The sequence below is a fragment of the Candidatus Aenigmatarchaeota archaeon genome, assembly GCA_016932615.1.
In the GTDB taxonomy this organism is placed as follows: domain Archaea; phylum Aenigmatarchaeota; class Aenigmatarchaeia; order QMZS01; family QMZS01; genus JAFGCN01.
In genome coordinates this window covers 1-26,937 of the sequence record JAFGCN010000023.1, presented here as the reverse complement: position 1 = coordinate 26,937, position 26,937 = coordinate 1, and the positions used below count along the sequence as shown (strand labels likewise).

30 protein-coding genes are annotated in these 26,937 nt (G+C 47.2%); 13 read left to right on the top strand and 17 right to left on the bottom strand.

The features are described 5' to 3' along the window. Both JW727_05500 and JW727_05495 read right to left on the bottom strand, forming a co-directional pair. A partial coding sequence (locus JW727_05500) for a hypothetical protein (protein MBN2095478.1) occupies positions 1-452 on the bottom strand: 452 nt, incomplete at its 3' end. A gap of 9 nt (positions 453-461) precedes the next feature. After that, positions 462-1,025 carry a hypothetical protein gene (locus JW727_05495; protein MBN2095477.1) on the bottom strand — a complete coding sequence of 188 codons (564 nt, stop codon included), beginning with the start codon at positions 1,023-1,025 and terminating at the stop codon, positions 462-464. 73 nt (positions 1,026-1,098) lie between these two features. Between JW727_05495 and JW727_05490 the strand changes: the two genes are divergently transcribed. Beyond that, positions 1,099-1,833 (top strand): BlaI/MecI/CopY family transcriptional regulator, encoded by a 735-nt coding sequence (locus tag JW727_05490; protein ID MBN2095476.1) that lies wholly within the window; start codon positions 1,099-1,101, stop codon positions 1,831-1,833. On the opposite strand, the gene JW727_05485 is transcribed toward JW727_05490, so the two are convergent. Further along, the gene (locus tag JW727_05485) at positions 1,830-2,390 is read right to left on the bottom strand and encodes a hypothetical protein (protein ID MBN2095475.1); all 561 of its coding nucleotides are present in this window, start codon (positions 2,388-2,390) and stop codon (positions 1,830-1,832) included. The two genes, JW727_05490 and JW727_05485, sit on opposite strands and share 4 nt — an antisense overlap. Before the next feature lie 71 nt (positions 2,391-2,461). Here JW727_05485 and JW727_05480 point away from each other — a divergent pair, with 71 nt between their 5' ends. Then, positions 2,462-3,196, top strand: coding sequence for a helix-turn-helix domain-containing protein (locus JW727_05480; GenBank protein MBN2095474.1), 735 nt, complete (start codon positions 2,462-2,464; stop codon positions 3,194-3,196). A 12-nt stretch (positions 3,197-3,208) separates the two neighbouring features. Here the strand turns inward: JW727_05480 and JW727_05475 are convergent, their stop codons facing one another. The 4 genes from JW727_05475 to JW727_05460 are packed head-to-tail and all read right to left on the bottom strand — an operon-like array spanning position 3,209 to position 7,504. Beyond that, positions 3,209-3,937, bottom strand: a complete 729-nt coding sequence (locus JW727_05475) for an energy-coupling factor transporter transmembrane protein EcfT (protein MBN2095473.1) — start codon at positions 3,935-3,937, stop codon at positions 3,209-3,211. Next, positions 3,934-5,562 carry an ATP-binding cassette domain-containing protein gene (locus JW727_05470; GenBank protein ID MBN2095472.1) on the bottom strand — a complete coding sequence of 543 codons (1,629 nt, stop codon included), beginning with the start codon at positions 5,560-5,562 and terminating at the stop codon, positions 3,934-3,936. Before JW727_05470 ends, JW727_05475 begins: the two co-directional genes overlap by 4 nt. A 32-nt stretch (positions 5,563-5,594) precedes the next feature. Then, the gene (locus tag JW727_05465; GenBank protein ID MBN2095471.1) at positions 5,595-6,917 is read right to left on the bottom strand and encodes a B12-binding domain-containing radical SAM protein; all 1,323 of its coding nucleotides are present in this window, start codon (positions 6,915-6,917) and stop codon (positions 5,595-5,597) included. Positions 6,918-6,931: 14 nt separating this feature from the next. Further along, the gene (locus JW727_05460) at positions 6,932-7,504 is read right to left on the bottom strand and encodes a hypothetical protein (GenBank protein MBN2095470.1); all 573 of its coding nucleotides are present in this window, start codon (positions 7,502-7,504) and stop codon (positions 6,932-6,934) included. A 75-nt stretch (positions 7,505-7,579) separates the two neighbouring features. On the opposite strand from JW727_05460, the gene JW727_05455 reads away from it, so the two are divergent. Next, complete coding sequence (locus JW727_05455; GenBank protein ID MBN2095469.1) at positions 7,580-8,326, top strand: hypothetical protein; 747 nt, start codon at positions 7,580-7,582, stop codon at positions 8,324-8,326. Between the two features lie 148 nt (positions 8,327-8,474). Here the strand turns inward: JW727_05455 and JW727_05450 are convergent, their stop codons facing one another. Genes JW727_05450 through JW727_05440 form a run of 3 tightly spaced genes read right to left on the bottom strand, consistent with a single transcriptional unit; the run spans position 8,475 to position 10,738 of the window. Next, positions 8,475-9,137, bottom strand: a complete 663-nt coding sequence (locus tag JW727_05450; GenBank protein MBN2095468.1) for a hypothetical protein — start codon at positions 9,135-9,137, stop codon at positions 8,475-8,477. Positions 9,138-9,143: 6 nt separating this feature from the next. Further along, positions 9,144-9,521: a hypothetical protein gene (locus tag JW727_05445; protein MBN2095467.1), complete on the bottom strand. Its 378-nt coding sequence runs from the start codon at positions 9,519-9,521 to the stop codon at positions 9,144-9,146. An 11-nt stretch (positions 9,522-9,532) separates the two neighbouring features. Then, a complete protein-coding gene (locus JW727_05440; GenBank protein MBN2095466.1) occupies positions 9,533-10,738 on the bottom strand; it encodes a hypothetical protein in 1,206 nt (401 codons plus the stop codon). 89 nt (positions 10,739-10,827) lie between these two features. Between JW727_05440 and JW727_05435 the strand changes: the two genes are divergently transcribed. Genes JW727_05435 through JW727_05425 form a run of 3 tightly spaced genes read left to right on the top strand, consistent with a single transcriptional unit; the run spans position 10,828 to position 13,712 of the window. After that, on the top strand, positions 10,828-11,538 hold the full coding sequence (locus tag JW727_05435) for a hypothetical protein (GenBank protein MBN2095465.1): 711 nt from the start codon (positions 10,828-10,830) through the stop codon (positions 11,536-11,538). A gap of 46 nt (positions 11,539-11,584) precedes the next feature. Further along, positions 11,585-12,304 carry an ABC transporter ATP-binding protein gene (locus JW727_05430; protein ID MBN2095464.1) on the top strand — a complete coding sequence of 240 codons (720 nt, stop codon included), beginning with the start codon at positions 11,585-11,587 and terminating at the stop codon, positions 12,302-12,304. Between the two features lies 1 nt (position 12,305). Then, complete coding sequence (locus JW727_05425) at positions 12,306-13,712, top strand: hypothetical protein (GenBank protein ID MBN2095463.1); 1,407 nt, start codon at positions 12,306-12,308, stop codon at positions 13,710-13,712. 70 nt (positions 13,713-13,782) lie between these two features. On the opposite strand, the gene JW727_05420 is transcribed toward JW727_05425, so the two are convergent. Then, positions 13,783-15,246, bottom strand: a complete 1,464-nt coding sequence (locus JW727_05420; GenBank protein MBN2095462.1) for an insulinase family protein — start codon at positions 15,244-15,246, stop codon at positions 13,783-13,785. A gap of 72 nt (positions 15,247-15,318) precedes the next feature. On the opposite strand from JW727_05420, the gene JW727_05415 reads away from it, so the two are divergent. The 3 genes from JW727_05415 to JW727_05405 are packed head-to-tail and all read left to right on the top strand — an operon-like array spanning position 15,319 to position 16,073. Further along, positions 15,319-15,492 carry a hypothetical protein gene (locus JW727_05415; GenBank protein ID MBN2095461.1) on the top strand — a complete coding sequence of 58 codons (174 nt, stop codon included), beginning with the start codon at positions 15,319-15,321 and terminating at the stop codon, positions 15,490-15,492. Positions 15,493-15,495: 3 nt separating this feature from the next. Continuing rightward, positions 15,496-15,786 (top strand): GIY-YIG nuclease family protein, encoded by a 291-nt coding sequence (locus JW727_05410; GenBank protein ID MBN2095460.1) that lies wholly within the window; start codon positions 15,496-15,498, stop codon positions 15,784-15,786. A 14-nt stretch (positions 15,787-15,800) separates the two neighbouring features. Next, positions 15,801-16,073 carry a hypothetical protein gene (locus tag JW727_05405; GenBank protein ID MBN2095459.1) on the top strand — a complete coding sequence of 91 codons (273 nt, stop codon included), beginning with the start codon at positions 15,801-15,803 and terminating at the stop codon, positions 16,071-16,073. A gap of 9 nt (positions 16,074-16,082) precedes the next feature. Here the strand turns inward: JW727_05405 and JW727_05400 are convergent, their stop codons facing one another. Beyond that, positions 16,083-17,240: a glyceraldehyde-3-phosphate dehydrogenase gene (locus JW727_05400; GenBank protein MBN2095458.1), complete on the bottom strand. Its 1,158-nt coding sequence runs from the start codon at positions 17,238-17,240 to the stop codon at positions 16,083-16,085. Positions 17,241-17,369: 129 nt separating this feature from the next. On the opposite strand from JW727_05400, the gene JW727_05395 reads away from it, so the two are divergent. Further along, positions 17,370-17,810 (top strand): hypothetical protein, encoded by a 441-nt coding sequence (locus tag JW727_05395; protein ID MBN2095457.1) that lies wholly within the window; start codon positions 17,370-17,372, stop codon positions 17,808-17,810. Positions 17,811-17,822: 12 nt separating this feature from the next. Here the strand turns inward: JW727_05395 and JW727_05390 are convergent, their stop codons facing one another. From JW727_05390 to JW727_05375, 4 genes are all read right to left on the bottom strand, one after another. Further along, positions 17,823-17,969 (bottom strand): hypothetical protein, encoded by a 147-nt coding sequence (locus tag JW727_05390; GenBank protein MBN2095456.1) that lies wholly within the window; start codon positions 17,967-17,969, stop codon positions 17,823-17,825. 27 nt (positions 17,970-17,996) lie between these two features. Further along, positions 17,997-18,500 carry a hypothetical protein gene (locus JW727_05385; protein MBN2095455.1) on the bottom strand — a complete coding sequence of 168 codons (504 nt, stop codon included), beginning with the start codon at positions 18,498-18,500 and terminating at the stop codon, positions 17,997-17,999. Positions 18,501-18,571: 71 nt separating this feature from the next. After that, entirely contained in the window at positions 18,572-21,691 is a 3,120-nt protein-coding gene (locus JW727_05380; protein ID MBN2095454.1) for an N-6 DNA methylase, read from the bottom strand. Positions 21,692-21,773: 82 nt separating this feature from the next. Continuing rightward, on the bottom strand, positions 21,774-23,216 hold the full coding sequence (locus tag JW727_05375) for an RtcB family protein (GenBank protein ID MBN2095453.1): 1,443 nt from the start codon (positions 23,214-23,216) through the stop codon (positions 21,774-21,776). Between the two features lie 95 nt (positions 23,217-23,311). On the opposite strand from JW727_05375, the gene JW727_05370 reads away from it, so the two are divergent. The 3 genes from JW727_05370 to JW727_05360 all read left to right on the top strand — a co-directional run bounded on the left by JW727_05370 (position 23,312) and on the right by JW727_05360 (position 25,119). Beyond that, positions 23,312-23,836, top strand: coding sequence for a hypothetical protein (locus tag JW727_05370; GenBank protein ID MBN2095452.1), 525 nt, complete (start codon positions 23,312-23,314; stop codon positions 23,834-23,836). Between the two features lie 65 nt (positions 23,837-23,901). Then, positions 23,902-24,783 (top strand): diphthamide biosynthesis enzyme Dph2, encoded by an 882-nt coding sequence (gene dph2 / locus JW727_05365; GenBank protein ID MBN2095451.1) that lies wholly within the window; start codon positions 23,902-23,904, stop codon positions 24,781-24,783. A gap of 54 nt (positions 24,784-24,837) precedes the next feature. Continuing rightward, on the top strand, positions 24,838-25,119 hold the full coding sequence (locus JW727_05360; protein ID MBN2095450.1) for a hypothetical protein: 282 nt from the start codon (positions 24,838-24,840) through the stop codon (positions 25,117-25,119). A 12-nt stretch (positions 25,120-25,131) separates the two neighbouring features. Here the strand turns inward: JW727_05360 and JW727_05355 are convergent. Then, the coding region (locus JW727_05355; GenBank protein ID MBN2095449.1) for a hypothetical protein at positions 25,132-26,937 on the bottom strand (1,806 nt) is incomplete at its 5' end.

Sequence of the window (26,937 nt, the reverse complement as noted above, 5' to 3'; positions counted from 1 at the left end):
GTACCTTCAAAATAAATCTTAAATTTTGTCGCTAGATTGAGCATTTCTTTGGCGCCTTTTGGCAAAGCCACATCATGCCAAGGATACTGCTTCATAACAAAGAGAGGTTCTCTTCTTCCCTGAAGTAAATTCAAGCCAGAGGGCTCGATACCGGTAAAAACCCCAGTAAATCCGTCAAAATTATCGTCTGAATAGAATCCTACTTTTGCCAAAGCTATAATCCCCCGCACATCCGGACCTTCCAGTAGATAACTATCTCCCGAAAAAAGAATTCGAGTCTCGTCCGCTTCGGGAATGGTGTATCTTGACAGTTCTTTTGCGATATCATATACTCTTTTTTTAGGATTTTTGTATTCGTTTTTCCCCTTATCATACCCAATAACACAGAGGTTAGCATCAGCTATATAAGAGGAGTCTTTTTTTATTTCACCAACCCAAATCGTTCTATTCATACTTAGCACCTACTTAATCGCCCTGAAAAAAGCCCTGGTTTTCAACTTGGATTCATAGAGCCATGAGCCCAAGTGTCCACCTAGTGCGCCCAGGACAGCATATAATGGAACTAACACATATGCCATAGACAAAAGCTGCTCTGCAGAAGGAAGGTGAAGTATGTAGAGCATCAAACAGAGACTTAAGAAAAATGACGCCAAAACTCCCAAACTACTGGAAAGCGCAAAACGATACTTTGATTTCGGGGCCACACGAAGCACAAGGTCAAATACAAGCCCGGACAAAAAGCCAACCGCCACCTTAGCCACGCCAGGAGGCCCCACAATCGTCGTAGGAATAGCAATTATCGAAACTATCGTAAACATCAGTGCCCCTACCCCAAACTTTTCGTTAAGCAGCCGGATTCCACTGAAAAATATTATCGCCGCCACAAGGATGTTTAGAATCCCGCCAGTAAAGGGAATTCCCGTCATGGAGATGACAATTGTTCCCAGAACATACCCTACTACGAAAACCATGCTTCCAAAGAGAGCGCATATTGCTAACTCCTTTGTCGTAAATGTTCCTACCATATCCTCCTTTGGCCAGGCAGGATTTACCTATAAGTCGTAAGCTACACTACTACTTAAATACTTAACCCCTATTATGGAACCGCAGGAAGCGCTTCGGGAATTCGGGCTTACTGATCTTGAGTCAAAGGTCTACCTTAGCCTTTTGAAAAGCGGAGAGACAACTGCAACTGCCCTGATAAGCCAGCTAAAGCTCTATAAGGCAACCGTTTATGACATCCTCTCTGCCCTTGAAAGAAAGGGCCTGGTTGCCCATGTGCAAAAGAAAAATCACCGGGTATACTATTCCCTAAACCCGGATAAGCTAACTGAACTTCTAAAGGAAAAAATGGATGCCCTGCAGCAGGTCCACCCCATTTTAAAAGGATACTACTCTACAAATAAACCGCAAAGAGAAATCAGTGTCCTGGTGGGAAAAGATGGATTTCGGTCAATGATGAACGACATGGCAACTGAAGAAAAAGAAATACTATCTTTTGGAAGCTCCCTTCAGGTTTTTTCCGTTATGCGACACCGGTCTATTCAGCAGATTAAGAGCTTCAACAAAAAATCGCTTCACCCAAAAACCCTGCTAGTCGACAAGCCAGAAGTAAGAAAGGGCGCAGAAGAGGTAAAGCGGATGATACCAAATATAGAAATCAAATATTACCCTCCCGAATTCAACTCTCCGGTTGCGTTCAATATTTATGGTGACAAGCTTGCCCTGAATATCTGGGAAGACGAGATTGTAGTGATTATGATTGAAGACGCCGCTATTGCAAACGCCTTTAGGGGATATTTTAGGATGCTGTGGTCTTTGGCCAAAGATTAGCCACCCATTTGCCTTATAAAAGCCCGCTTCTTCAGCTTATTGTCAAAAAGCCAGACCCCTATATACGCGCCTACAAGCCCCAGGATAGCACTTGCAGCAGCAAGTGGGAGCAAAACAGCACCCAACTGCTCTGCACCAGGAAGCCCAAGAAAGCTCAGGAAAGCCCAGACAAGCAAGGTGTTCAATGCAGCACCGGCTGCCCCTGCAAAGTAAAGCGAGATATTGCTCCTTTTCGAAGCTTCCAGAAGAAAGTCAAGCGGAAGAGCCACTAAAAGCGCAATTGCCAGCTTGTACATGCCAGGAGGGCCAAATATAGTCGTGGGAATTGCAAGGGCACTTTCCACAAGAAGAATGAGCGTTGCCGCCCCAAACTTGTTTACCGCCTTTATTCCAACGATTATGACCATCAGCGAATAAGCCATATTCAGGAGGGACCCCGTAGCAGGTATGCCTGTAAGCGCGATAATGCCTGTTCCAAGCAGGTAGGCACCGGCAAACACCAGAGCTCCAAAGAGAGCGCAAACCGCTAAGTCCCGGGTAGCCAATTTTCCAACCATACCTCTATTTGGTATGCCATGTTTAACAAAAAAGTAGTCTTGCTATAGACTACTTAAATATTTATCTGATTATGGAGCCGGGAAGTGTGCTAAAGAAGTTTGACCTTACAGATGCAGAGAGCAAAATATACCTGGATTTGCTAAGGTTCGGCGAATCTACCGCCCCGGAAATAGTAAAGCGGATAAAATTCTACAAGGCAACGGTTTACAATGCCCTCTCCAATCTTGAAAGAAAAGGGCTCGTAACGCACATGAAACGGCGTGGCAGGGAGGTCTATTCCCCTGAAAGCCCAAAGAAGTTTTTCGAGATGCTTGAAGAGAAAAAAAGCTGCTTTGAATCTGTCTTTCCCCTCCTCGAAAAAATGCATACCTCAAAAAGCCCAAAGAGGGAGGTTCGGGTAATCGATGGGATGGAGGGGCTGAAAGCATATTTCAGTGATGTCTGCGAAGTTGGAGGTGAGCTATATACTGTCGGAAGCGCGCTCCAGATGATTCCTGTGATGAAGCACCGGGCGATGCAGTTTCTAAACAAGTTCAAAAAAGAAGGTATCTCTGCCAAGGCGATTTTCGTGGACAAGTCTGACGTAAGAGAGCTTGCATCAGGGCTGAGCCAGATATTTCCAATCGCAAAGGTAAGGTTCTACCCCGAAGAATATTTCTCCACCGTGTCCTTTGCTACATACGGAGACCGGCTAACCCTTCTGACCTGCTCAGACGAGCCGCTTGTAGTCATCATCCGGGACCAGAGGTTCGCTGACGCTTTCAGGAAATTCTTCGAGATGATTTGGCTCGTATCCAGATCCTAATCATTGCCCACCCTAAGCCCACAGGACAAACAGAAACAGCCCGATAATTGCAAGTGTAAACGCCCAGTCCCAAGCCCTGAACTTAAGACGCTCCGGGTAAGTGACTTTTCCTTTCGGGTTGAACGCCCTTGACTCGACAGAAAGAGCAAGCTCGTTTGCGCGCTTTAAGAGCAGCATAAGGACAGGTATGAGAATAGGCACAAAGCGCTTCATGCTTTCAACTGGACTGTTCCATTTAAGCTCCGGGTTGTAGCACCTCACTTTCTGGGCGCAGATTACGTTGTTGATTTCAGCCATTATGACCGGGATAAAGCGAATAGCAACTGTAAGCATGAAGACAAATGAATATGGAAGCTTCAACTTTGAAAGAGCAAGCATCAGGTCTCGGGTGCTGGTGGTCATCGTGAAAATCACCGAAGCAAAAATCAGGACCAGAAACCTTGCAGAAAATACTAAGCTTCCCCAAAATGCCTCAGCGGAAATTCCAAGGAGAAGAAAGTAAAGAACAAGGTAAGCAATCGGCATGAGAATCACAAAGAATTTGGTGTTTTCCCATATCTGGCCTTTTGGAAGCTTTGCAAGAGCCGCAAAAAGAAGTGTCAGGCCAAATATCGCCAGGACCAGCCCTTCGTTCTGTGTGATGAAAACAATGCTTGAGAAGAGAAGGAGCCAGAGCAGTTTCGCCCTGGGGTCAAGGCGATGGACAGCGGAATCCCTGTGGATGTACTGGTAAAACTTCATGATACGCACCTCAAAAGGTCGCTTATTGTAGCTATCTGCGGCTCTCCAATCAGGGCGCCTACTTTGCTTATCTCGGGCCTCATTAGCCGGGACTTCTCGAGAAGAGCCATATCGGAAAATACCTCCCTTACAGTCCCGTCGGCAACAATTCTCCCGGAATCCATCACAATGCACCTCCTTGCAAACTGGGCCACAAGGTCCATGTCGTGAGTGACAAGGATAATTGTTTTGCCTTCCCGGTTCATCTTTCTCAAAAGAGCCATTACCCCTTCAGAAGTCCTGGGGTCAAGACCCGTTGAGGGCTCGTCAACGATTACCGCTTCCGGCTTCATTGAAAGGACTGACGCAATCGTAACCCTCCTCTTCTGGCCCACTGAAAGCGAGAATGGGTCAGCATTTCTAAATTCCCAAAGCCCGACCGAGCGCAGCGCCTCTTCAACCCTTCCTGAAGTTTCGGATTTAGAGAGGCCAATGTTTCTCGGCCCGAAAGAGACTTCTTCAAGAAGCGTATCCTCAAAAATCTGGAGGTCCGGGTTCTGGAATACATAGCCCACTTTTCGCGCCAGCGCCGAAACTTCCTGGCCGCGGGTGCTTTTTCCTCCAACTCTTACTTCCCCTTTCGTCGGCTTTAAAAGCCCATTGAAATGGGCAACAAGCGTTGATTTTCCTGCCCCGTTTCCCCCAACTATCGCAACGAACTCTCCCCTGTGAATTTTAAGGCTTATACCCTTAAGAATCGGCTTTGCCTGTTCATAGCCAAACTCAAGACTTTTTGTTTCAATTATCGCCTTTCCATTCTTAAAAGCCCGCTCCCTTGGAAGGCGCTTCCTGAGCCGGATTTTCCTTGCAAGGTCCTGCGGCGCAAGGGGAAGGCTTTTGAGGCCAACAAGCGCTCCTGCACGGGCGACTTCAGGAAGCTCAAGGTACTTCTGAAAATCGGGATGGTTTATGACCTGATGCGGCTCTCCGACAATTTCAAGCCGGCCCCTGGCCATAACTCCAACACGGTCAGCATAACTCATGACCTTATCTATGTCATGCTCTGCCATAAACACAAGCATCTTCTTTCCCAGCCGCTTTGCAATCCTGAATATTTCCTCTCCTGAAACAGGGTCCAGGTTTGCTGTCGGCTCGTCAAGCACAAGAATCCTGGGCTTCATCGAGAGGGCTGAGGCAATCGCTACTTTTTGCTTTTCGCCCGAACTCATTTCTTCAGGGCTTTTGTTTCGAAGGTGTGGTATATCCAGAAGCCCGATGGATTCGTCCACCCTTTCGCTTACCACCTTCCAGGGCAGGCCAAGGTTGCAGGGACCAAAGCCAATCTCGTCCTCTGCGCAAAGCGAAAAAAGCTGCGAGTCGGGATTCTGGAAGACAAGCCCAACAAAGCGGGCAATTTCACTTACCGGCTTCTTTTGAGTATCCAGCTTGCCGACAGTAATTCTCCCCTCAAGCTTTCCCGGGATTGACTGGGGGATAAGCCCGTTCAGGGCAAGGCAAAGAGTCGACTTTCCGCATCCCGATGGCCCGATAAGGCAAAACAAGCCCTTGTCAAGAGACAAGTTAATTCCATCCAGAACCTTCTTTTCGCCAATATAGGAAAATGAAAGGTCCCGGATTTCCAGCATAATTGTACAAGTTCTCAAATAAGATTATCTCCTTATTTGTACGTCCCGGGAATTACCGCCGCCTTCCCTCTCCCGATTTCCAGGAGCTTGTCCCGAAAATATTCCTTTTCGCCTTGTTTAATATTTCCCCCAGGCCGCCTCTGGCGGTAAGCCCTGGAGCCGGGTATTGGCACATACTCAAACGCAAGAACCGATTCTATGTTTCCGGTTTCAATGGCTTTCCGGGCCATTTCAAGAGTTCTATCAAGGTCTGACTTGTCTTCTTCGGGGCAGTTATACATCAGGAACATGCTTGTCTTAATTCCAGCATCGCCAAAGGCTTTTACTGCATCCAGGGTTTGCTGAGGAGTTATCCCCTTTTTCAGTGCATCCAGGACTTTCTGGGAACCGCTTTCTGCGCCAATGGAAACGCTTGTACATCCAGAGTCGGCCATTATCTGTGGAAGCTTTCCGCCGCATTTTTTAAGCGCTTCGTCCACCCTTATCTGAGTATGCCAGGGAAAGCCAGACTCTCCAAGTGTCCGGTAAGTTTCAATTATCCAACTATCCGGCCCCGTAGTAGGGTTATCATCTACAATGAAAAGCTCACAGTTCTCCCCGTAAAAGTCCTTAATGTTTTGTAAGTCCCGCCCAAGCCGCTTTGGGCTTCTACCCCGCCAGGGAGTTTCTGTGCTGCAGTGTGCGCACCTTCTCCAGCCGCAACCCTTGCAGGTGTAGTCAGTCAAGAGCTTTCCATCGCTTGGCCTTCCGTGAAACCCAAGCTCCCTGTTTGCCTTAAAATACCCTTCAACATCAAACATGTCCAGGTATGGCCTTTCCGTTTCCGGGTTTAGGTCATAGGCGCTTGGCAGTATGTTGAGAGACACAAAATCCTGAGTGAACTGAGTTTCCTTTGGGATGCTGGCTTTTTCAAGTATTCTTTCTAAATCCAATTCCCCGTCCCCCATAACCGCGTAGTTTACATACTCCACATCTTTTCCGCCAGCAATGTCGAAAAGGGACCTTGCCCCAGGCCCACCAAGAATTGTAATGGTATCAGGAGCATCTTTTTTTACGCTCCTTAACACTCCCAAGGCCTCTTTCAGGTTGTGGTAGGTAGACGAAACGCCAATGGCTCCCGGAGCTTCATTCAATGCGCGCTTTGCGGTTTCCTCAGGAGCCAGATTCTCCAAAACAGCATCGACCAGATAGACTTTAGTTTCAGGCATATAACACCCCAAGTAAGCGCCAAGGGATGCCAGGCCAAGCTGCGGCCTGACCGCCGGAGAAGAAATGCCTTCCGGCCTTGGCTTCCCCATCAGGTTCATGGGGTTAGAAGCATAGTTAGTGTTCACTAAAGAAATGGAATCTGTCATTTTTGTCACCTCATCTAGCTAAGCGCCCTCAAAAAAGCCCGGTTCTTTAGCTTGGTTTCATATATCCATTTTCCAAAATGCGCGCCAGCCGAGGCAAGGACTGCGTAGACGACCATGAAAACTGCCACTAAAGGCGCCAGCTTGTCCGCTCCAGGAAGGCCCAGGACAGAGAGAAACAAGTACATTGTTGGCGCAGCAATAACCCCTACCGTGCCGCCTGCTATAAATTCTCTCCACCGGTTCTGCCTCTGCAAATGATAGGGAATGTCATAGGCAAGCCCTATAGCCAAGAGAAGGAATACCTTGTAAACACCTGGAGGGCCCCAGCTGATGGTCGGTATTGCAAGTATTCCTGACACCACACATATCAGCGCAGCAGAGCCAAATCTATCGACAATCCTCTTTCCAATAGTAAGCACCAGAAGAGCCACCATCATGTTTGCAAGCCCACCTGAAACAGGGATCCCCGTTACAGTCACCACCCCTGCCCCCAAAAGGAAAACCAGGAAAAAGAGCAGCGCTCCAAAAAGGGCGCACACAGTAAGCTCCTTTGTGCTAAATCCTCCAACTAATGTTTTTTGTCCCATACTCGTGATTGCATTTTCCTGCTGTTTAATTTCGTCGTCGCAAATCCTACTACCTAAGTATTTATATACCATATTATGGAGGTTGAAGTAGCATTAAGGGAATTTGGACTGACTGACCTTGAGTCAAAGCTATACCACCTTCTCCTAAAAACCGGGGAAACAACCGCTCCCGCCCTGGTTTCAAAGCTAAAGGTCCACAAGGCAACGGTTTATGACCTGCTGTCAGTTCTTGAAAGAAAAGGCCTTGCTTCACATGTAAACCGGGAAGGGCGAAATTATTATTCTCCCGTCGACCCCAAGTGCCTGATTGAGATACTGGAAGGCAAAATGAACGCGATAATGGAAATTTACCCAACGCTTGAAAAATACTATTCCTCTAACAAAGCGGAAAGGGAGATAAAAGTCCTTGAAGGAAAAGCCGCAGTAAAGTCCATGTTCCTGGATATGGCAAAAGCAGGAAAGCCGGTTCTGGCGCTGGGGGCTTCGATGCAGATGATGGGCATAATGGGGCATCGGCTGGTGCATCCACTCAAAAACCTGAAGACCACCATTCCACTTGGCAGGACTATTGTTGCAAACAAAAAAGAAGCTAAAGAAGAAGTAGAGAAAGTAAAGGCGTTTTGCCCAACTATAGAGGCAAGATATTACCCCGAAAAGAACAATTCCCCGGCAGCATTCATCACCTACGGCGACCGGCTCAACCTGATACTCTGGCAATCGGACCCCCTGGTGATAAGCATAAAAGACCCCTGCTTTGCCAAGGCGTTTCGCTCCTATTTTGACATAATCTGGAATGCTTCAAAAACAAGCCCTGAAGATTAGGTGAAGATTTGCTCCTGAAGAGAAATTTTCGAGGGGGTAACCTAATACTGAGAATCACCCCAGCAGCATTTATCACTTATGGCGACCGGCTCAACCTGATACTCTGGCAAGCACAAAAAGAGAATGGTGTCCGGACTCAGCCCGGCATTCAGATTTCTCTTTCGCAAACGCCGCAGACATAAATTCTCTTTTTCTTCTCGTCCTCAGTAGTATAAGGAATTGGTTCGCCCCCTATAACCAAACCGCAATCGAAGTGAGGGCACTTATATCCAACATCTTCCATATGGACGTAATACTTCTGTTTTTTTGAAGCTTCCAGATAATCCTCAAGGTCTTTTCTGTCAGATTCTACGTTAATTTTCCTCCAATTAGTACCCTTCTTTATATCTTCTTCGATAGTGCCCCGGGGATTGTTTCTCCAGTCCCTCAAGTCTTCAAGGGAACGGTTAAGCATGAACCTACGAGACCATTCACTGCATGGAGCACAATAGTACCTGACTATAGGCAGGGTGTAGCTCTTATCCCTAGCTGCTGAAACCTCCCCCCCGCAACCCTTACAATGCAGGTCTTTAGGGCTATCGAATGCCTTTCCCGCCGCTATTGCCAGCCTTTTCCTTTCTTTCAGGATTTCACCGTTAGTTCCATGTTTGAACTCATTTATCTCCCGATGCACACTGCGGATTGCCTTACTAAAATAGCCATCAATCTCCCACCCATGGGGCCTCATTTCATCCCTGTCTTTTTGTTCGTATAACTCTCTCAGCAAGGGACTATCTAACTTTAAGCCAGAACCTCTATATACTTTTGCCATTTTCCGTCACCTCAAGCCCCCCTTTGCCAGGGGCAGACTTACGCCTTGCACCTCGCACTCTGCCACATATTCCTCGAGAGCTGACGCACCACCCAGATTCATGATATACCTCCCATCAAGTAACTGCACGCAATTCTGCTCAAGGAGATTAACAAGAGCGGCCTTAAGACGAGATTCCTCTAGACCCGTCCTTTTTTTCAGTTCCCGGTAGTTAAGTGAGCGCTGTATGAATCGCTTCTTGCCCACGTCTGAGAATATTCTCCCATGGGCAAATAGCTCTTTATAGAGGAGATTTCCAACCTGAAAGACTTCCGGGCCCTCATACACGAGCATTTGCTCATCAGGGTAAGGCCTGCCCAATATCTTCGTTTGCTTTAGTCCCATTTTCAGTCACCTCAAACACCCTCTTTCCTCTTTTCATCAAACTTATCCGTAAGGCACTTCTTGTCCATTACCGCCAGGCAGGTGCTTCCATCCGGCCTTTTGACCCCGCCTTTGGAGAGAGTGCGTTCAAAGAAGTCCTTGAGCTCTGCTTCTCTCTTGGCTTGCTCTTTTCTCTCACTGAGGCCCAAAGGTTCATCCAGCAACTTATAGCCGGCAGATAAAGGAATGGATCCCAGTTCCCTCATGGCTCCACGGGAGTCTCTTACTGAAGTGCGCTTACCAGCAAGGAATTTTCTTTTGCCCAAAGCCCGCACATTCTTGGCAAAGCCCTTGCCCAAGGTTTCAAAAAAACCTTCGTATCTTTCATTAAGCCCAATTGCAGCGCTGGGGCTGAACTCAACTTCAGTGGATTCCAATATGGGCGTTATCAGCTTATCGCGGCTAAGCTTTGTATTATACCGGTCTATCAAAAGACACTCCAGGGAAAGATGGCTGGGGGTAATATCTGCCAAAACCGACTCCTTTTTTCCACCCTTTGTGTTCTCAACATATCTGCCCTCCAGTTTTAAACTGGGGCTTTTTCTTATGAAGTCCAGCAGCTCATTATAGTCCATTCTCATTGGAGGCGGGCATACGGGAGTTACGCACTTATAGACCTTCTCAGATCTTTCGAAGCCGTCTTTCAGGGCAGCCTCTCCAATAAGCAACGCAAGCTCGGCTTCCGGCAAATCCTTATCCATGGCAGAACAATCCCCGTAATGCTCAAGTTTCCTTCGAATATTTTCCGGAAACACCAGCGACACCAAGAAGTTCTTAGGGTCATATCCCTTGGAACTTTTGCCCGATTCTTCCGGACTATAGACCACATGCTCCAAGTACGGTACTTTAAGCCCGCCTTCACCTTCGGCAAATCTTCCCAGATTCAAGCCCACATCAAGGGAATAAGCCTTCTCCTTACGGTTCCCTGTTGAAGAAATAACGTGCGGAAGTATTGAGCAAATATCATCAAATCGGCCTTTTCCCAGAGCCAGTTCCACATTTGCATCCACTCCATCTCTGGCGTAGGACTTTAGTTTCATAGAGTTGTCGCCACTAGCCACAGATACATTGTCCACTTTTCTGGCATAGACATCGCCTGAAAGCTCCCAAAACAGTTTGTCTGCTCTACAGGGATAATCCCTTGCTGCAAGGGTAGTCTCAACTTCTTTCCATGCCATTTTTCTCACCTAAACATAGTAGTATCCTTATCTATTTGTTTCCTTGTTGTGCAAATTACACATCAAGTATTTATATACCCTCTACTATTATGGAAGATGCAGTTTTGGAACGGCTTGGGCTGGACAAAAAAGAAGCAAAAGTGTATCTTGCGCTTCTCATGATTGGAGAGTCCTCGGTCCTTGGGGTTTCAAGAAAGACAAAAATAGAGAGAACACAAACTTACCGGATTCTTGAGTCGCTTGTTGAAAAAGGCCTTGCATCCTTCGTTACCGAAAACAAGGCCAAGAAGTTCAAGGCGTCTGATCCGGAAAGGATGCTTCATCAGCTTAAGGAAAAAGAAGCGGCCCTGATGGAGATTCTTCCAAAGCTAAAAAAAATGTCCCAATTAAAGGAAAAGCAAGAGCCAGCGGTCGAAATTTTCAGGGGAACGAAAGGAATGAAAGCAATGGTGGATGAGATTCTTGAAAAAAAGAAAGACTACTGCATTATTTCCGAAGACGTAAGGAGCAAAAAGATCGATTTCTTCCTGACACACTTCATGAAGGCGCTTGAAAGGGAAAATATCCACGAAAGGGAGCTGATAAAGAAAAGGCCTGATATAATAAAATCAAAGACCACGACAATGAGATTTTTGCCTGAAAAATACTCTTACCGGGCAACAACGATAATCTACGGAGATAGGGTTGGCATCATAATCTGCTCAGACCCTTTTCTTTCCATAAGGATAAAGAGCAAAGAGCTTGCAGACACCTATCAGAGCTACTTTGAGATTATGTGGGATGCTTCTAAAAAAGATTAGCCTACCTTTCAATTTGACTATATTCTCTAAATCCCAGGTATAGTTTATGAAAGCCGTAATTGAGGCGCGGGGGCTGACCAAAAAGTTTGGCCCCCTTGCCGCGGTAAACAACACGACCTTTTCGGTTTCAAAGGGCGAACTCTTCGGGCTTTTGGGGGCAAACGGCTCAGGAAAGACTACCATGATAAAGATGCTTACCGGGCAGATAAAGCCCACAAGAGGAAAGGCAAGTGTTCTGGGCCTCGACGTCCTTAAAGACCCTATCGGCGTAAGGGCCGCCATAGGGGTTATGCCTGAGCAGGAAAACCCCCCCTCATTTCTCACGGCAGAAGAATACCTCCACTTTGCCGGCTCTATAAGAAGAATGGAGAAGAAGAAAATAAAGGAAAGGTGCGACGAGTGGTTTAAGCGCCTTCGGTTCCAGGACCAGAGAACGGTTCTTTGCAAGGACCTCTCAAGGGGGACAAGGCAGAAGCTCATGTTCGCCCAGTGCTTCATGCACGAGCCCGAAATGGTCTTTATCGACGAGCCCCTCATAAATCTCGACCCGGTTATCCAGAAAAAAGTAAAGGATTACCTCCGCCAATACACGCTCCGTGGCGGAACAGTATTCTTCTCGACTCACGTGCTTGAGATTGCCGAAGAGATATGCACCAGCATTGGAGTCCTCGACCAGGGAAAGCTCATTTACCAGGGAAAGATGAACCCCCTGCTGAAAAAAAGAAAGCGGCTCGAATCCTTCTTTTTGGAGCTTGTCGGTGGATAAGATGGCTCTTGTTGTCCTGAAGGCAATGGTTAAGGAAGAATGGAGAGTCCACTCGAAGATGTTCGGGGGGATTAACTTCGCGCTTTTTCCCGTAATGCTTGCGGCTTTTTCCTTCCTGGGTTCGCTTATGCTTCCTGCCCTCCAGGCCATATATTCCCTTGGCAGGATGATAAGCGTGTTTCACCTGATATACCTTCTTTTCGGGGTCAGCGTCGGGTCTTTCGGCCTCTTCGGGCGAGAGATTATGAACCGAAGGTTCGGGCAGGCGAGCATGATTACGTATTCTTCAAGAACCCTCCCCCTTTCTGAAAAGGAAATATTTGCAAACTTCTTTGTCAAAGACATAATCTTCTACTTCTTCCTCTGGGTTCTTCCCCCGATTCTCGGCCTTGCTATTGCTTCCCCTCTCCTTGGAATAAGCTCGTACCATGTCGGGCTTCTTCTCCTGACCGCCACCCTCTCGTTTCTCTTGGGGCTTTCGGTGGTTTTCTTTCTCTCGACGGTCTACGTGCATTCCAGAAAGGCCCTTCTCGCAGTTCTTGCCGGAATTTTGGGGCTGGCAGCACTCCTTATCAGATACAGCACAAGCCCGCTCGAGCTGTTTACTCCCCTCTCGATATTTTATTCGCCTTCGCCCCAGAAGGTCCTGGTAACTCTTGCCGCAATAATCCTGCTTTCGGCAGTTTCGATAAATTTCCTGAAAGTCGACTACCCCGACAAAAGAAGGCGATTCAACAATTCCCTCTCTCCCCTGACGAAGATTATGCCTTTTGGGCAGTATTCGCACCTCATAGCAAAAGACTTCCTTGACATGCGCCGAAGCGAAGGCGGGATTGCAAAGCTCGTATTTTCCCTCCTGATTCCCCTTGGGCTGGTATGGGCAATCCTTCAAACCCTTACCGGCTTTATGCCAGGGATAAATTTCCTCTACATTTTCGCAGTTTTTTTCGGGGCAATCTCCTCGACCATTTACAACTGGCTGACTGAGTTTGACCTTTTCACATCATACGGGTTTTTCCCGCTTAAGCAGTCAGACCTCATAAAAAGCAAGGTGCGCGGCTTCATGGTGCTCGACCTGCTTTGCATCATTGTCCTTTGGCTTGCAGGCGCCATTCTCGGATACTCCAGTTACCTGCCCCTCGCCACCCTCGTTTTCCTTGCCACTTCTTTTTACTCGCTATCTGTCACAATCAGGGTTGCAGGGCTCCAGCCAAACATACTCCTGTATAACGCAAAGGTCTTTTTGTCCTACTCCCTTCTCACCTGCCCGATTCTTGTCACGCTGATATTCCTTCCGCTTTTCAGCCAGTATCTGCTCCTGCTTAGCGCCCTCCTCTTCCCGCTGGGGCACTCTTTCCTGCAGAAAAGCTACCAGAAATGGGACTCTGCAGAAACAATGAGCTACTGAGTTTGAAAAACCAGAATCATAATCTCTGCCCGGTTTCCATATTCGCCTTTTCGAAATTCTGAGGCCATGCTCAAATGCCCTCACTTACGGACGGCTCGCCTGACACTGACTTCACGTAAGACGCCACCCACTCGTCAATTGTCTGGCCCTTCCGGTCTTTGAGAGGGTCTCTTAGAAGAAGTGCGTAGTTTCCGGCAAGGTCGCTTGGGAGATACTTTTGAGCGGCCTTCTGCACGTCTTCTGCAGTAACTTTTTCAATTCCTGCGAGGATTTCTGCAGTATTATGGTATCCGTCCATATCCCTACTGATTAAACTCGCCCGCCAGGCATTAAGCTCCTCTGCCTTCCCTGCCTGGTACTTCACTTTTCTCTTTGCTTCGGCAAGCTCTGATACGGAAACCTCTTCATCCTGAAGGCGTTGCATCTCTTCGAAAATTGCCGATATCGCCTGCTCCGCCTTGGATGAGTCTACTTTTCCTCTAATTCTAAGCGTTCCCGTGCTTAGCGCCGCATCATAACTGGCCCCAATTCCATAGGCAAGGCCTTTCTCCCGGCTCAATGATTTAAAAAGTCGGGAAGTTAAGCCGGGCTCTCCTAAAACATAGGCCAGAACCTCAAACGCATAGTAGTCTGAATCCAAGGCAGTTGGGGCGTAAATATTCATACTGAGTTCAGCGCTGCTCTCTAAAGTATTTGCCTGATTAATCAGGTCAGGCGCGCTTGAATGGATTATTTTCGGGCTCTGTGGCAGAGGATTCCTTGGAAGCTTCATGCGCCTGGAAGGACCTCTGCTAAACTCATCAAAGTACTTTTGGACCCGCTCTTTTGTGTCAGATGGCAAGCCCCCAACCAAAACCAAGTCCATATTGTTTGGGCTGAAGCCCTCTCCATAAAAATGTTTTAAGCCATCAACTGTCGCGCTTTCGATTACCGCCTCTTTCCCAATAACGGGGTAATCCTGAGGCGAATTTTCCCCAAAAAAGGCCTTTGCAAAGGCCTCCCAGTCCTCATAATGGGGGTCACTCTTATGGTCTGAAATTTCCCTTAAAACCCTTTTGCGCTCTTCCTCCAGTGCGGCAGAATCAAAACTTGGGCGAAACAGCATTTCCGACATAACGTCCAGATAGGTCTCAAGGTCACCCGAGATGATGTCTGCAGGAATAGTCATCTTGGTAAGCTCTGGATGGGCGTTGAAGAACCCAAAGCTGCCCAATTGGTCTTTCAACTCCAAAGGAGTATATTTTGCTGTGCCTCCTGCACCGAGCACGTGTTCAAGAAAATGCAGATATCCCTCCTGGCCAGGCAATTCGTTCAAAGCGCCATGATGAATCCTAATCTTGGCTGAGATTGTTTTTGTGGGTGTAGCTTGATACGCCACCCGAAACCCATTCTCAAGAGTAAACTCTTCGTAATCCTTTCCGGGATCATTACTTTCGCCCCCGGACTTGCCAGTGGCCACAGAAACCGCTTTTTCGGAGCCGATTGCCTCTCCTTCCGCCCTTTTCTCTCCACTCTCCACTCCCTTATCCACCATAAATTATCACCAATGGGTTATAAATATATTACTATACTCCAGTAAACACTTGAAATGAATGCGGGGTTTATTATGGAGATAATCGCCAGGGTTGCGGGCAGAGCAGACCTACCTGCACTTGTGGAAATATACTCAGACGGGCAGAAATTCAAAGGGATCCTGGCTTTGTGCTTGAAGGCCGGCAGAAAAGACAGTTTTGCAACAAGGACGCGCTCCTTTATGGAAAGGTTTTTGCCTTTGAAGTAAATTATGGTTCCTTTACCAAGCAACTGGTTTGTCTACCTTCTTGAATGCAGGGACGGCACATATTACTGCGGAATCACCAATGACCTGAGTAAACGCCTCAAAGCCCACTGGGCAGGAAAGGGCGCAAAGTATACAAAGGCCCGGAGGCCATTCCGGCTGGTGGGTTCTGTCAAAGTTCCCGACAAGGTTGCAGCGGCAAAGCTTGAGTATTCGATTAAGCAGCTGCCAAGGTTCGAGAAACGAAGATTTTTTGAGGCAAGAGGCCCGGCCCAAACTGAAGCATTTATAACCTAATCCATAATTAGGTTATGGTGGGTGTTGCTTCGCTTTACATAGTACTGGCATTGCTGTCGCTTCTTGCAATCGCATTCGTTGCCCTGCTCTTAAAAGGCAGGAAGCCAAAACCCCTGTCAACGCTGGCAAGCATTGCGTTTGCCTTTGTCCTTGCAGGAATCATTTTCGGGGATAACCGGGCAGTTGGCTACAGCCTGATTGGAATTGGCCTGGCCCTTGCGTTCATCGACATATTTCAAAGCCAGCGCAAAAGCAATCCAAATGAGAAGAAAAAAGCGAAAAAATAAATTTTGGTCTTAGTATGCACTCAATTTGTCTGGCCAAACGCCGTGAAGAAGCCCAAGCGACTCATCTATAGTTCTCCTGACTTCACTTTCGGGGTATCTCATGTTCAGAAGAAGCGCTTCCACATGGTTTGGAACAGCGATAGACATTTGTTCGGTCATTGACTTTGTCTGTAGCATCGTTTTGTCACCCAAGTTTACAGGGATTATCGCTTCAGAAACCAGCGCTTCATAGACATTTGGCGACCAAGGCCTTCTGAGACCGATTTGGACATTCTCCAGGATATTTCCTGTAGCACTGTATTTCTTGCCTTCACTCTTGTAAGGCATCACAACCACTCCGCTTGTGCCTGCTAAAGCGTCAACAAGTTCTTTAGGTGTGACCTCTCCCTCAAAAACCAGCATCAGGTCGTTGACATGAGGTACGGTTGTGGGAATCTTGCTTGCCCTGATCTTAAAGTCCACATCTTTGAAAACTGTCCCTGCATCTTCTCCCTGGTGTCCCGGCTTATCACCAAACTCTACTGAATTGATGTATCCCTTAGCCGATCCCGGCGGATCAGCAATCCTCCTGTCTATGTTGCCCGCCATATTGGTCAGTCCCAGAGGTCTTGCCGCATAAGCCAGTCGGCTTAAGCCGGTTGTGTTGCAGCTGGTGCATTGTACCAACTGAGGATCACGCTCAAGGAATTCTCCATAGTTTTGCATACCAAAGAAAAACTCTCCCGTAAGGTCCTCCTTCAATCCACAGCCTACGTTAAACTTCTTCTCTTCGAGGTCCTTGAGTATTTCTTCCCTGTCCGCTCCGCCCATCAAGGCTATGAAACATCCCTCGTTGAGCCCGTCTCTTACATAAAGCGGTTCCTGGTGAGAAGGTGTCCCTATCATCAAGGCATCTGAAGCTCTCAGGAAATCCTGATAATTCCCTGCTACCTTTACCCCATGCCCTTCCCACTTCTGTCTTGTTCCTTCGTCGCTTATGTAAGGAACGACATTCTGGCAATCCCTTTGCATATAGGCAAGTGTTGCCCTTGCCGTCGGATGGGGATTTCGCAAAAGAACATTAAGGTCGCCATCATTTCCCGTGTACTTATTCGCTGCATCTGCTGCAAAAATTGTCCGCTTGTTTTCTGTTCCGTCAAATCCTACAAAGCCAAAATTAGACGTCATAGATAAACTTGGCTTAAGCCATATTTATAGTTTCGAAAAATCGGACACTTTTGTACTACAATCAAACACTCGGCATTCCTTACTTCTGTGTAGAATCAGCCACTAATTTATATTCTGGAAAAAACTATTATGAACACGCTGCTTGTTTTCATCTGGATCTATGCAGCGATGATTGCCACGTCTTTTTGGGAAGCGTACGTCGAGGGGAGAAACCCCTGGGACAAGCGCAAAGTCGGCTGGAAGATAAAACTGGGAAAGCACTTCGTCTTTTCGGGCTACCACTTCTATGTCTTTGTCGTCATGTGGCCGCTTCTGCTCTCGCTTCCTCTGGTAATCTACGGCTGGAACTCGCAGCTTTTTGGAATCCTTGTAAGCGCGTACTTCTCGGGCATGATTCTGGAGGACTTCTTCTGGTACTGGGTAAACCCTGCTGTCAAGCCAAAGGAATACTGGACAAAATTTTCCGACTATTACCCATGGATTAAGTTCAAGGGCAGGAAGATTATTCCCATGGGCTACGTTCTCGGGCTGCTGATAGCTCTGCTATCCTGGCACTTTTTGTGGCGGTAACCACCAGGCAAACTAGCTTTTCCTTACAGTGAGCCCAATCTTTTTGTGGCAAAGCTTATGCGCCTTCTTGTCTTTCTCGTCATAGCCGGGGTTCTTCCTGTGCCACTCGTCGTGCTCCTTTTGGGTAATTGTCAGGTTTTTCTTAATTTTCTCTTCCATTCGATTCTATGGAATCCGATATTTATGCTAAAGCCCCCGGCTGTCATAAGCCCAGTGCAAAAGCGCCTGCCTTTGCTTACGCCTACAGCTAAAGTCTCCCTGCATGCAATTTTTCTGGAGTTGTGATATGTGCCTCTTCATTGCCTTCCACCTCCTTATTTGCCGTTCATCATCAGGGCAACGCCTCCCCATATAATATCTACAATACCATTGAAACCAGCCCCTCGGGTCTTCCCAATAAATCCAGCCCTTCGCCCGCCAGTAAGAGAGGGGCTTTGAGGCGTTGACACCGAAGAAGTTCAGTTTCGGGTCGTGAAACTCGTGGCAAAGCTTTGCCTTTAGAAACCAGTCCTGTGGAAACTCCTCTTTGCAGTCAGTCATGTATTTGCCGCCAAAGACGCCCATCATAAGCATCTCTTTTGGTGTCAGGTCTGGCTTGAATTCGGGGTGGAAATTCTTTCCAACTGGCTCGGTCAGATAGTAAACATAATTCTTCTGCATCAGGTCGTTTACGACGACTTTTTGCCTCATAAATTACAAGCTTAGTTTTGTAGGTATGTTTTGCTCCAGCATATATTCTATACTCACCTTGGATATAATAGTTACTTCAAACTCCTCTCAACAATCTTAATCTCTTCTTCGGTCAAGCCATAGAGCTTGTAAACCATCTGGTCAATTTCCCGGTCTGTCTTCTCTATTTCCTGCTTTAATCCGGTCAAATCCTTTTTGTAGCCCTCGAAATATTCCGACCACTCGTCCTGCTCTTTTAGCGTTAGTTTGACCTTCTTTTTGGCAAGCTCCGCCAAAAAGTCCGAAAAGGCGAGTTCGTGGAAGTTTTCGACCCTTTTCGAGCTTTTCTCGACTTTGAGGTTTTGGGCGACCCTGTCGAGGAATTTCGCCCTCTTCTCGTAAAATTCTTTGTTAAGTTTTAGCATTTTATCCGCCTTCTCGATAAATGGCTTTTGCTCGGAGGGCGGGATTTCTGGGATTGGGATTTGTTGAAGCTGGTTTATTTTTATTTCAAGAAGTTTATTGAAATTGGAGTTCAACCACGCATCAATAAATTTAGAGTTTACTAAAGCTAGAATATAGGATACCCGGTAATTCTTCTCCAGATAATAGAGGATATGTATTTTGTCGTTTGTAAGATGTTTCTCGGTATCAATGCTTGCTTTGATACTCCCCCCACATATTCCCTGAAAAAGTATTTTTGATGGAACTTTGAAATATTCTATTTTTCTTGGGCCCGCCCCTACTTTCTCCATCATAAGTTTTGGTTTGTACCAAATCCATTTTTTAGATTTGCCGGAATAATATCTATCAATGTCTTTTCCTCTAAGTACAGGGTAAGTATCATTATCTTTTTTAGCTTCCAAAATAAATCTTTCGTCATCACTTGTTTTTATTCCTAAAGAAAAATTCGCAATTTCTCCTAGTCTTACGGTCTTTGTATGAAATATAGTTTCCGGCTCGAAAGAAAATGTCAAATTCTGAGTTCTTTTTATTCTTTCATATGCTAAGTCATGATTCATTTTGTCGAATTTTCCATTATCATATTCCAAAAGCTCTATTTTGTGATTGTTAGGGGGAATTTTATTCTGGAAGGTAAGTATGGTTGTTGTAACTATTGCATCTTCAAAAACTCCTGGAGGCAGTTTTATTAATCGTAATACTTCTGTTTCATTTACAAGAAACTCTCTAAATTTGCTGAAACTATCTGTGCCTAACCAAGAGTTTGAGAATATAAAACTCAATAATCCCTCTTTCTTCAAAAGATTCTTTCCTTTTTCGGTAAATATACTATACAGATCACTCTTGTTCTTAACAGTTGCATAATGAGTTTGGTAGAATGTTCTGGTATTTTCATCACTAATGTTGGCAATATTGACATAAGGAGGATTCCCAATCACCACATCAAAACCGCCTTTTGACATAATCTCCGAAAACTCCTCTTCCCACTTGAACGCCTTCGGGTCAACCGATTTGTCGTCAATCAAAGAATTTCCGCACTTTATGTTTTTGTCCAAGCTTATCAGCTTCTTGTTCTTCTTGGCAATCTTCAGGAATAAGCTGAGCTTTGTTATCTCGACCGATTCCTCGTTTATGTCAACGCCGAAAATGTTGTTCTGGATTATTTCCCTTGCCTCGTCTTCCTCGACCCATTTTGAGCTTTCTCCGATAAGGGACATCTGCTTGTCTTTTGCGCTGAGCCGTTTTCCCGAGCCAAGCGAGCCGGTGGCGCCTGTCGCAAAATATTCTCCCTTTTCCTGCTTGAAGTTCTGGATTTCCTTTTGAATTTCAAGCAGGACATCGACCGCCTTTATCAAAAACGCCCCTGAGCCGCAGGCGGGGTCTAAAATCTTTATCCGCCGGAATTTCTCCTCAAGCTCGGAAATGTCTGAAGAATACTCTTTGACCAACTCTTTGGCGGTTTTCGCCTCTTTTTTGGACAAATACGGAATAATCGTATTCCGGCAGATGTAGTCTGTAATGTACTCCGGCGTGTAAAAAATACCGTCTTTCTTGCGTTTCGACACTTCGCTTCCTTCCTTAAGCTCCTCCAAATCCGAAAGCGACTGCTCGAATATGTGGCCCAGGATATTTACGTTTACTTCGGTCTTGAAGTCAAAGGACGCCATAAGAAGCAGGTTTTTGATGATTGGGCTAAGCTTATTCTGGTACTTGGTGAAAATCGGCTTTGTCGCCTCGTCGAGTTCCGGCTCCTTTTTGAGCGTGGAATTTTTGTAAACCTCGGCGAAAAACTTTGAATCCCTAAAGTCCTTAAAGTACACCGTTTGAGGGATTTCTTCTTTGAACAGGCCGCCGTTGAATTGCTGGATTTTTACGGGCGTTTCCGAACCTTCATTCATCCGCCCGAACAGGTCAGAAATCGTGGCGGAAACGTAGTTTGACCTGTCGGAGAGCAAAGTTTCCATTTTGAGGGCGTCTGTCACCATTTTCTCGAAAAGCCGCTCGGAAAGCTTGTCTGTGTCCTCAGCAAAGAATGTAAACATCAGGCGATTCAGATAAAGCTGGGCATAATGGAGCGCGTCCTCCCTTGAAATGCCGTTCTCACGGAATTCCTTGAGCATCATCAGGCGGGTTTCGTGGAACAGCTTGTAAAACTCCTTTGTGAAATTCCGCTCCTCGACTTTTGACGCCTCGGACAGCTTTTCGACAAAGCCGCCTTCTAAGCTCTCCCTTGAAAAGATAGCCACGAATTCCTTCAGTTTTTCCGGATTTTCCCGAATTGAGCAGAAATCGAACTTGTGGAATTTTGAACTCCCCACACTTCTGTCAAAAAGCACAAATATCTTGTAATTTGTCAGAACTCCATACGGAATCCCTAATTCGTAGATATAATGATTGACTTGATTGACGGGCGTCTCTTTTACTTTTTCGTTTCGGTGCTGAGATGCCCATAAATCTTCGGTTTTCGTGCCCTTCGCCTCAAAGCACACGAATTTTGACCCTGTTTTGTCCTCGAACGAGAACTCCATGTGCTTGTCCTCGTGTTTTAGGCTCTCAAGGCTTATATCGTACCCCAAAAGGTCTCTTAGAAGGATGTTTGCGAATGGGAAATAACCTTGTTTCTCTTTTTCAAGTTTTCCTTCTTTAAGCAGATTAAGCCAGTCTTCAGCTGCCCTTTTCTGCTTGGCCGAAATCTTGATATCTGAAACTAGCCGCTTTACGGTTCTCGGGTTGAACAGTGGCTCCTCCATAGTTTAAGACACTTTAATCTAATAATTGCCAAAACCAGTCTCGAAAGTTAGAATCCTGAGTTCTAAAAAAGCACTCCAAAAGCTATCCCTTCACAACTCCAATCGGAACAACCCTGACAACCTTCCTGGAAATGTCTGCTGCGTCAACTGCCTTTATGACTTCATCTATGTCCTTGTAGGCGTTTGGCGACTCTTCTGCCAGGACTATTGGGGAAGTTGACCTTGCGATTATGCCGACGTTTGCCAAATCTGACTTTACCTGGTTTCCCTTGAACCTTCTTATCGCCTCGTTTCTGCTCATAACTCTTCCTGCCCCGTGGCAGCTCGAATAAAAGGTGTTCTTCGCCTTGCTTCCGCCGACAAGGATGTAGCTTGCAGTTCCCATCGAGCCGGCAATAAGCACCGGTTGGCCGACAGTCTTGTAAGTTTCAGGTATCAATTCATGCCCCGCAGGCAGGCTTCGAGTCGAGCCCTTCCTGTGGACATAAAGCATCTTCTTCTTTCCATCGACCTCGTGCTCCTCCAATTTACAGATGTTGTGGCAGACGTCGTAAATCAGGTCCATCTCAAGCTCCTCCCAGTCCTTCAAAAACACCTGCTCGAAGCTCTCCCGGACCCACGAAGTCATTACAGTTCTATTGACAAAAGCGTAATTTACCGCGCACTTCATGGCGGCAAAGTAATTCTGCCCCTCCTCTGAAGCCACCGGCGCGCAAACTAATTGCGGGTCAGGAAGCTCGATTCCGTACTTTTTAGCGGCTTTTTCGTGAATCTCCAGATAGTCTGTTGCTACCTGGTGGCCAAAGCCGCGGCTCCCGCAGTGAAGCATTATTATAACCTGGTCGGGCTTACCAACTCCGAAAACTTCAGCGGTCTTCTTGTCAAAAATCTGCTCGACTCTCTGCACCTCAAGAAAGTGGTTTCCTGCGCCCAAGGTTCCTAGCTGAGGAAGCCCCCTTTTCATCGCAAGGTCGGAAATCTTGTTCGGGTCAGCCCCTTCCATGCACCCGTACTCCTCCATGTGCTGGATGTCTTTCTTTGTAGCGTAATTTTTCTCGACTGCCCACTTAGCGCCCTTCACCAGGACTTCGGAAAGCTGGTCCCGGGTTAGCTTCAGCCGCCCAGTTGAGCCGACGCCCGAAGGGACATTCTTGAACAAGGTGTCGATAAGGTTTCTAAGCTTTGGCTTTACTTCGTCATAGGTAAGGTTCGTCTTAATCATGCGGATTCCGCAGTTTATGTCAAATCCGGTGCAGCCAGATGAAATGATCCCCTCTTTCGAGTCAAACGCCCCGACCGCGCCCATGGGCAGGCCATACCCCCAGTGGATATCAGGCATTCCGCAAACCGGCTCTATAACTCCCGGCAGGCAGGCGACATTAGTCAGCTGCTTTAATGCCTCATCCTCAACCGCCTCAAGGAGCCGGTCGGTAAGGATAGCTTTAGCGTTCACCCTCATTCCTGCCCGGGCAGACTTTTCAATCAAATACTCGAAGTCGCTTATTTTCTTAACCTGATCCTTTATCGAACCTCCGTTTTTTTGCGCCATAATAAAAGCCGGAATGGGATTTATAAGAAAAAACCGCCCCGGAAGGTAAATATATACTTCCTCCTGTAATTATGGCATCAGCGATTTGCTCATACCTGGGACTTTCAGGAAATCTATGCACAATCTTGTACAATGTTCTGTTCCCCTGGATAATAACCTTTGCGATGATATTCGGGCTTTTGATAAAACTCCAGATATTCGGAAGCGACAAGACGGGAAGAGGCGTTTCAGGGCTTATTGCCCTGTCGGTCGGCTTCTTCATTGCAGCGGGAACTCCTTTCGGGAGCACAATGGGGCAGTTCTTTGTCAACACTTCAGTGGGGATGATGACCTTCCTCTTCGTGATTCTTGGAATACTGCTAGTAATCGGCCTTACCAACAGCAACATGATGCCCAGCAGCTTTTCTGGCTGGAAAGGAATAGCCGTTCTCGTGGTAATTGTCCTTCTTGCCTGGATGCTTCTTGGCGGAAACATGCGCATGATGGGCATGTCCTCAAACGACCTGACAGCTCTGGTGATTATACTGGTGGTAGTCGGCGGAATGTGGTACTTCGTCGGGCAGGACAGCGGCGGCCCTGAAAAGGGCGGCAAATAACCGAAAGTCAAGCAATTTTTGGAATATTTTTATAAATTTAGATATTTACTGCTTAAGCTTTAGTTATGCTTAACCTGAATCTCAAGGGGCTCGTGGAGGAACTAAAATCCAAAAAATACATGAGAGTTCTCCTTCAGGCGCCTGAAGGCCTGAAAACCCGGGCAGGGGAGATTTCAGAAGCAATAGAAAAGGAAGTTGGAATCGAAACAATAATTTCCGGGGAGCCCTGCTATGGCGCCTGCGACCTGCCAATTGAAGAGGCAAAACTGATGGGGTGCGGCGCGATTATTCACCTGGGCCACTCCGACTTTGGAGTCAAAACCGATGTGCCTGTCATCTATCTCCCGCTTGAGTACAGGCCTGAAATCCCCAAAGGGCTGGAGGAAAAATTAAGAGGCCTTCCTGAAAAAAACGTCTCCCTCTACTCCTCCGTCCAGTTCAAGCCGGCTCTCGACTGGCTGGAGGAAACCCTGAAAAAACAGGGAAAAACAGTAGAGGAGAAAAAGATAATCCTTGGCTGCTCTGAGGTAAAAAACGATAGCGAGCTCAGCATATTCATCGGCTCGGGAAAATTCCACCCCCTTGCAATCAGTGCGGGAAACGGGAGGGTTCTCCGGATTGACCTTGAGAAAGGAGAAATAAGCGACCTTTCAGAGCATATAAAGCGAGAGCAGATGAAAAAGTTCGCGCGTCTCGAAAAGCTAAAGGATGCCAAAAGCGTGGGAATATTGGTTTCAAAAAAGCCCGGGCAATTCCATAAGGAATTTGGAGAACTCAGGAAAAAACTATCTCAACAGGGCAAAAGGGCGGAAGTCCTGATATTCGATGAAATAACTGACGAGAAGCTCCTGGGGCTTCCGTATGATGCTTATATTAACACCGCCTGCCCAAGAATCCTGGATAACTCGTTCAAAAAGCCGGTGATAAACCTCAGGGACCTGGAATAAGCAGGAAAGCAAAAGCCCGCAAGGAAAATACCTATTTCATATCCTACAGATATTATGGTGGATTCACCTATAGCAATTGTATTCAAGATAATTTACACTCTCCTTGAAGACGCCATTAGAAGCAGCATAAAGCTTTTCGGGCTCCTGATGGAGCTTCTAGATTCCCTCGCCTACACAGTTGCAACCGGCGGCCCTATTGGAGCACTAATGGCAATCATGATACTTGCCCCAATAATCTACCTGATGTCAAAAATATTCGGCGGAAACATAAGGACTGCAGCCATAACCGGCTTTATCGTGCTTATGGTCCTGATAATTGTTTCGGTGGCGGCATAGCCATAACTCGGCTCAGGGAGCAATTTTTGGAAAAAACCTCGAAAAATTCTCGACAACACTCTTGTCAAGCGCGTAGTCCGGCAGGCCAAAGGAAGACATGTGGTGCGAATAAAAGCCAAGAGGCACTCTCCTGCCCGCAGTCCTGTCGACTCTCCAGAGTATGAACCTTGCAAGCGCCATCGCACCGTGAACGCTTGCCGGAAAGCCAAACCAGTCGTCCGAGCGAAAGTGAGCCATCGGAGTAAATAACCAGCCATATTTCAGAGTTTCCTTTTTGCCAATGCCCGCTCCCGAAATTACCGCGCCGTCTTTTTCCGAAAGGGAGTTTGAAGCCACAAGAACCCGCCTCATGAGCCCATCCTGATTATACTCCTTGTAATAGGCCTTTCTAAAATAGGGAACAAATGTCGCAAAGGAAGGTGTGTGCATCTTTCTGGGGTCAACCGACCTTAGGTCATCTGAAAGCTGAAGCTGCAGGTACTGCCTCCGGGCGCCCGTAAGCTCATCTGAAATGACCATCGAGCAGGCATCGGAAACCGCCAGAATCTGGTTGAACGTGTCTCTCTGCACGGCCTCAAGCTCCTCGTAAAACTCAAGAAGGTCATGAAAGGACGGGATTTTGTCAGAATGCTCTTCCTGGAACGCTTTTACAAGCTGCACAATCTCATTTCTCTCCTCCTCGCTGCAGCCCTCTATTCCCTTGGCAGCGACCCTGCTTCCATAAGACTCGCAAACGTCCCTGTCTTCGGCAAGAGCTGGGAAAAAACGCTCCTGCTTAGGGTCATAAGCAACAGTGCTCCATGGGACAAGATAGTTCCAAAACCTGTAAACCTTAAGAAACTGCCGGAGCTGCTCATCGGTCTTTACCGACTCGACAGGCCTGTAGCCCTTCGGGTAAAGACCGCTTTCGAGATTTTCAAGGAGGATTGTGGTCGAGAGGGTTTCAAGAGACATGACTCCCCCCTCCCGCCTGACCCACACTCCAGACCTCCTGAGAAAGTCAAGAGACACTTTGTGCGCCTCGCTGAGAGTGGAGGAATAAATGGTCGCCCCGACAGTAGAGTATGCTTCATACGGAATCGACTGCATGTCGAGTATCGAAAAAGGCACAATCAGCGGCTCTTCCTCGTACCTGCCTGAATCGAAGAGTATATGGGCTGAAAGCTTAGGCGTCTCGACGTAGTCCATAAGAGACTTCTGCACCCGGTCATACGAAAGGGAATGTGCGTTTTCCGGCGGCTGGAGGCAAAGCCGGACCACAAGAGTTATCAGGGTGGGGTCAAAGATGCCAATGAGATTTATCACCTCAACCTGGCGCCTGAACCGCTCTATCGCATCGGGCGGGAGGTTTGGAAGGTACGGAAAAGAGGGGCAGACCGTCCCGATTACCTTTTTGCTTGCGTCAACCCCGTTTAAGCTGACGTTTTCTATGAGGTCCGCCGTAAAATGCCCGGAGTCCCTCCCTGCAAGGATTATATAACGGATATTCGGGTTCGAGATTGTGTTTGTTATCAAAAGCTCAACTCCCCGGGGGGTAAGGCAGGGCCCAGCCGCGGCTGCCCCGGCGTTTACGGCATGTTCCTGGATATTTTTGTCCTGGACGGGGCAGATGACCACAACCGGGCTCGAAACATCCCCAATACCATAAGTTCCAGAGTTTTGCGGCCAGCGTATCTCCTCCATAAGCCGCCTCCGGGAAAACTTTGAAAGCCGCCTTGATGGCTGGACCGCCCTCTCGAAGGTAAACCTGCGGCTGTCGGCAATAATTGAGAGATATTCCGGCAGGCCCGACAGGTCTTTTCCGCTGCCAAGAATGTC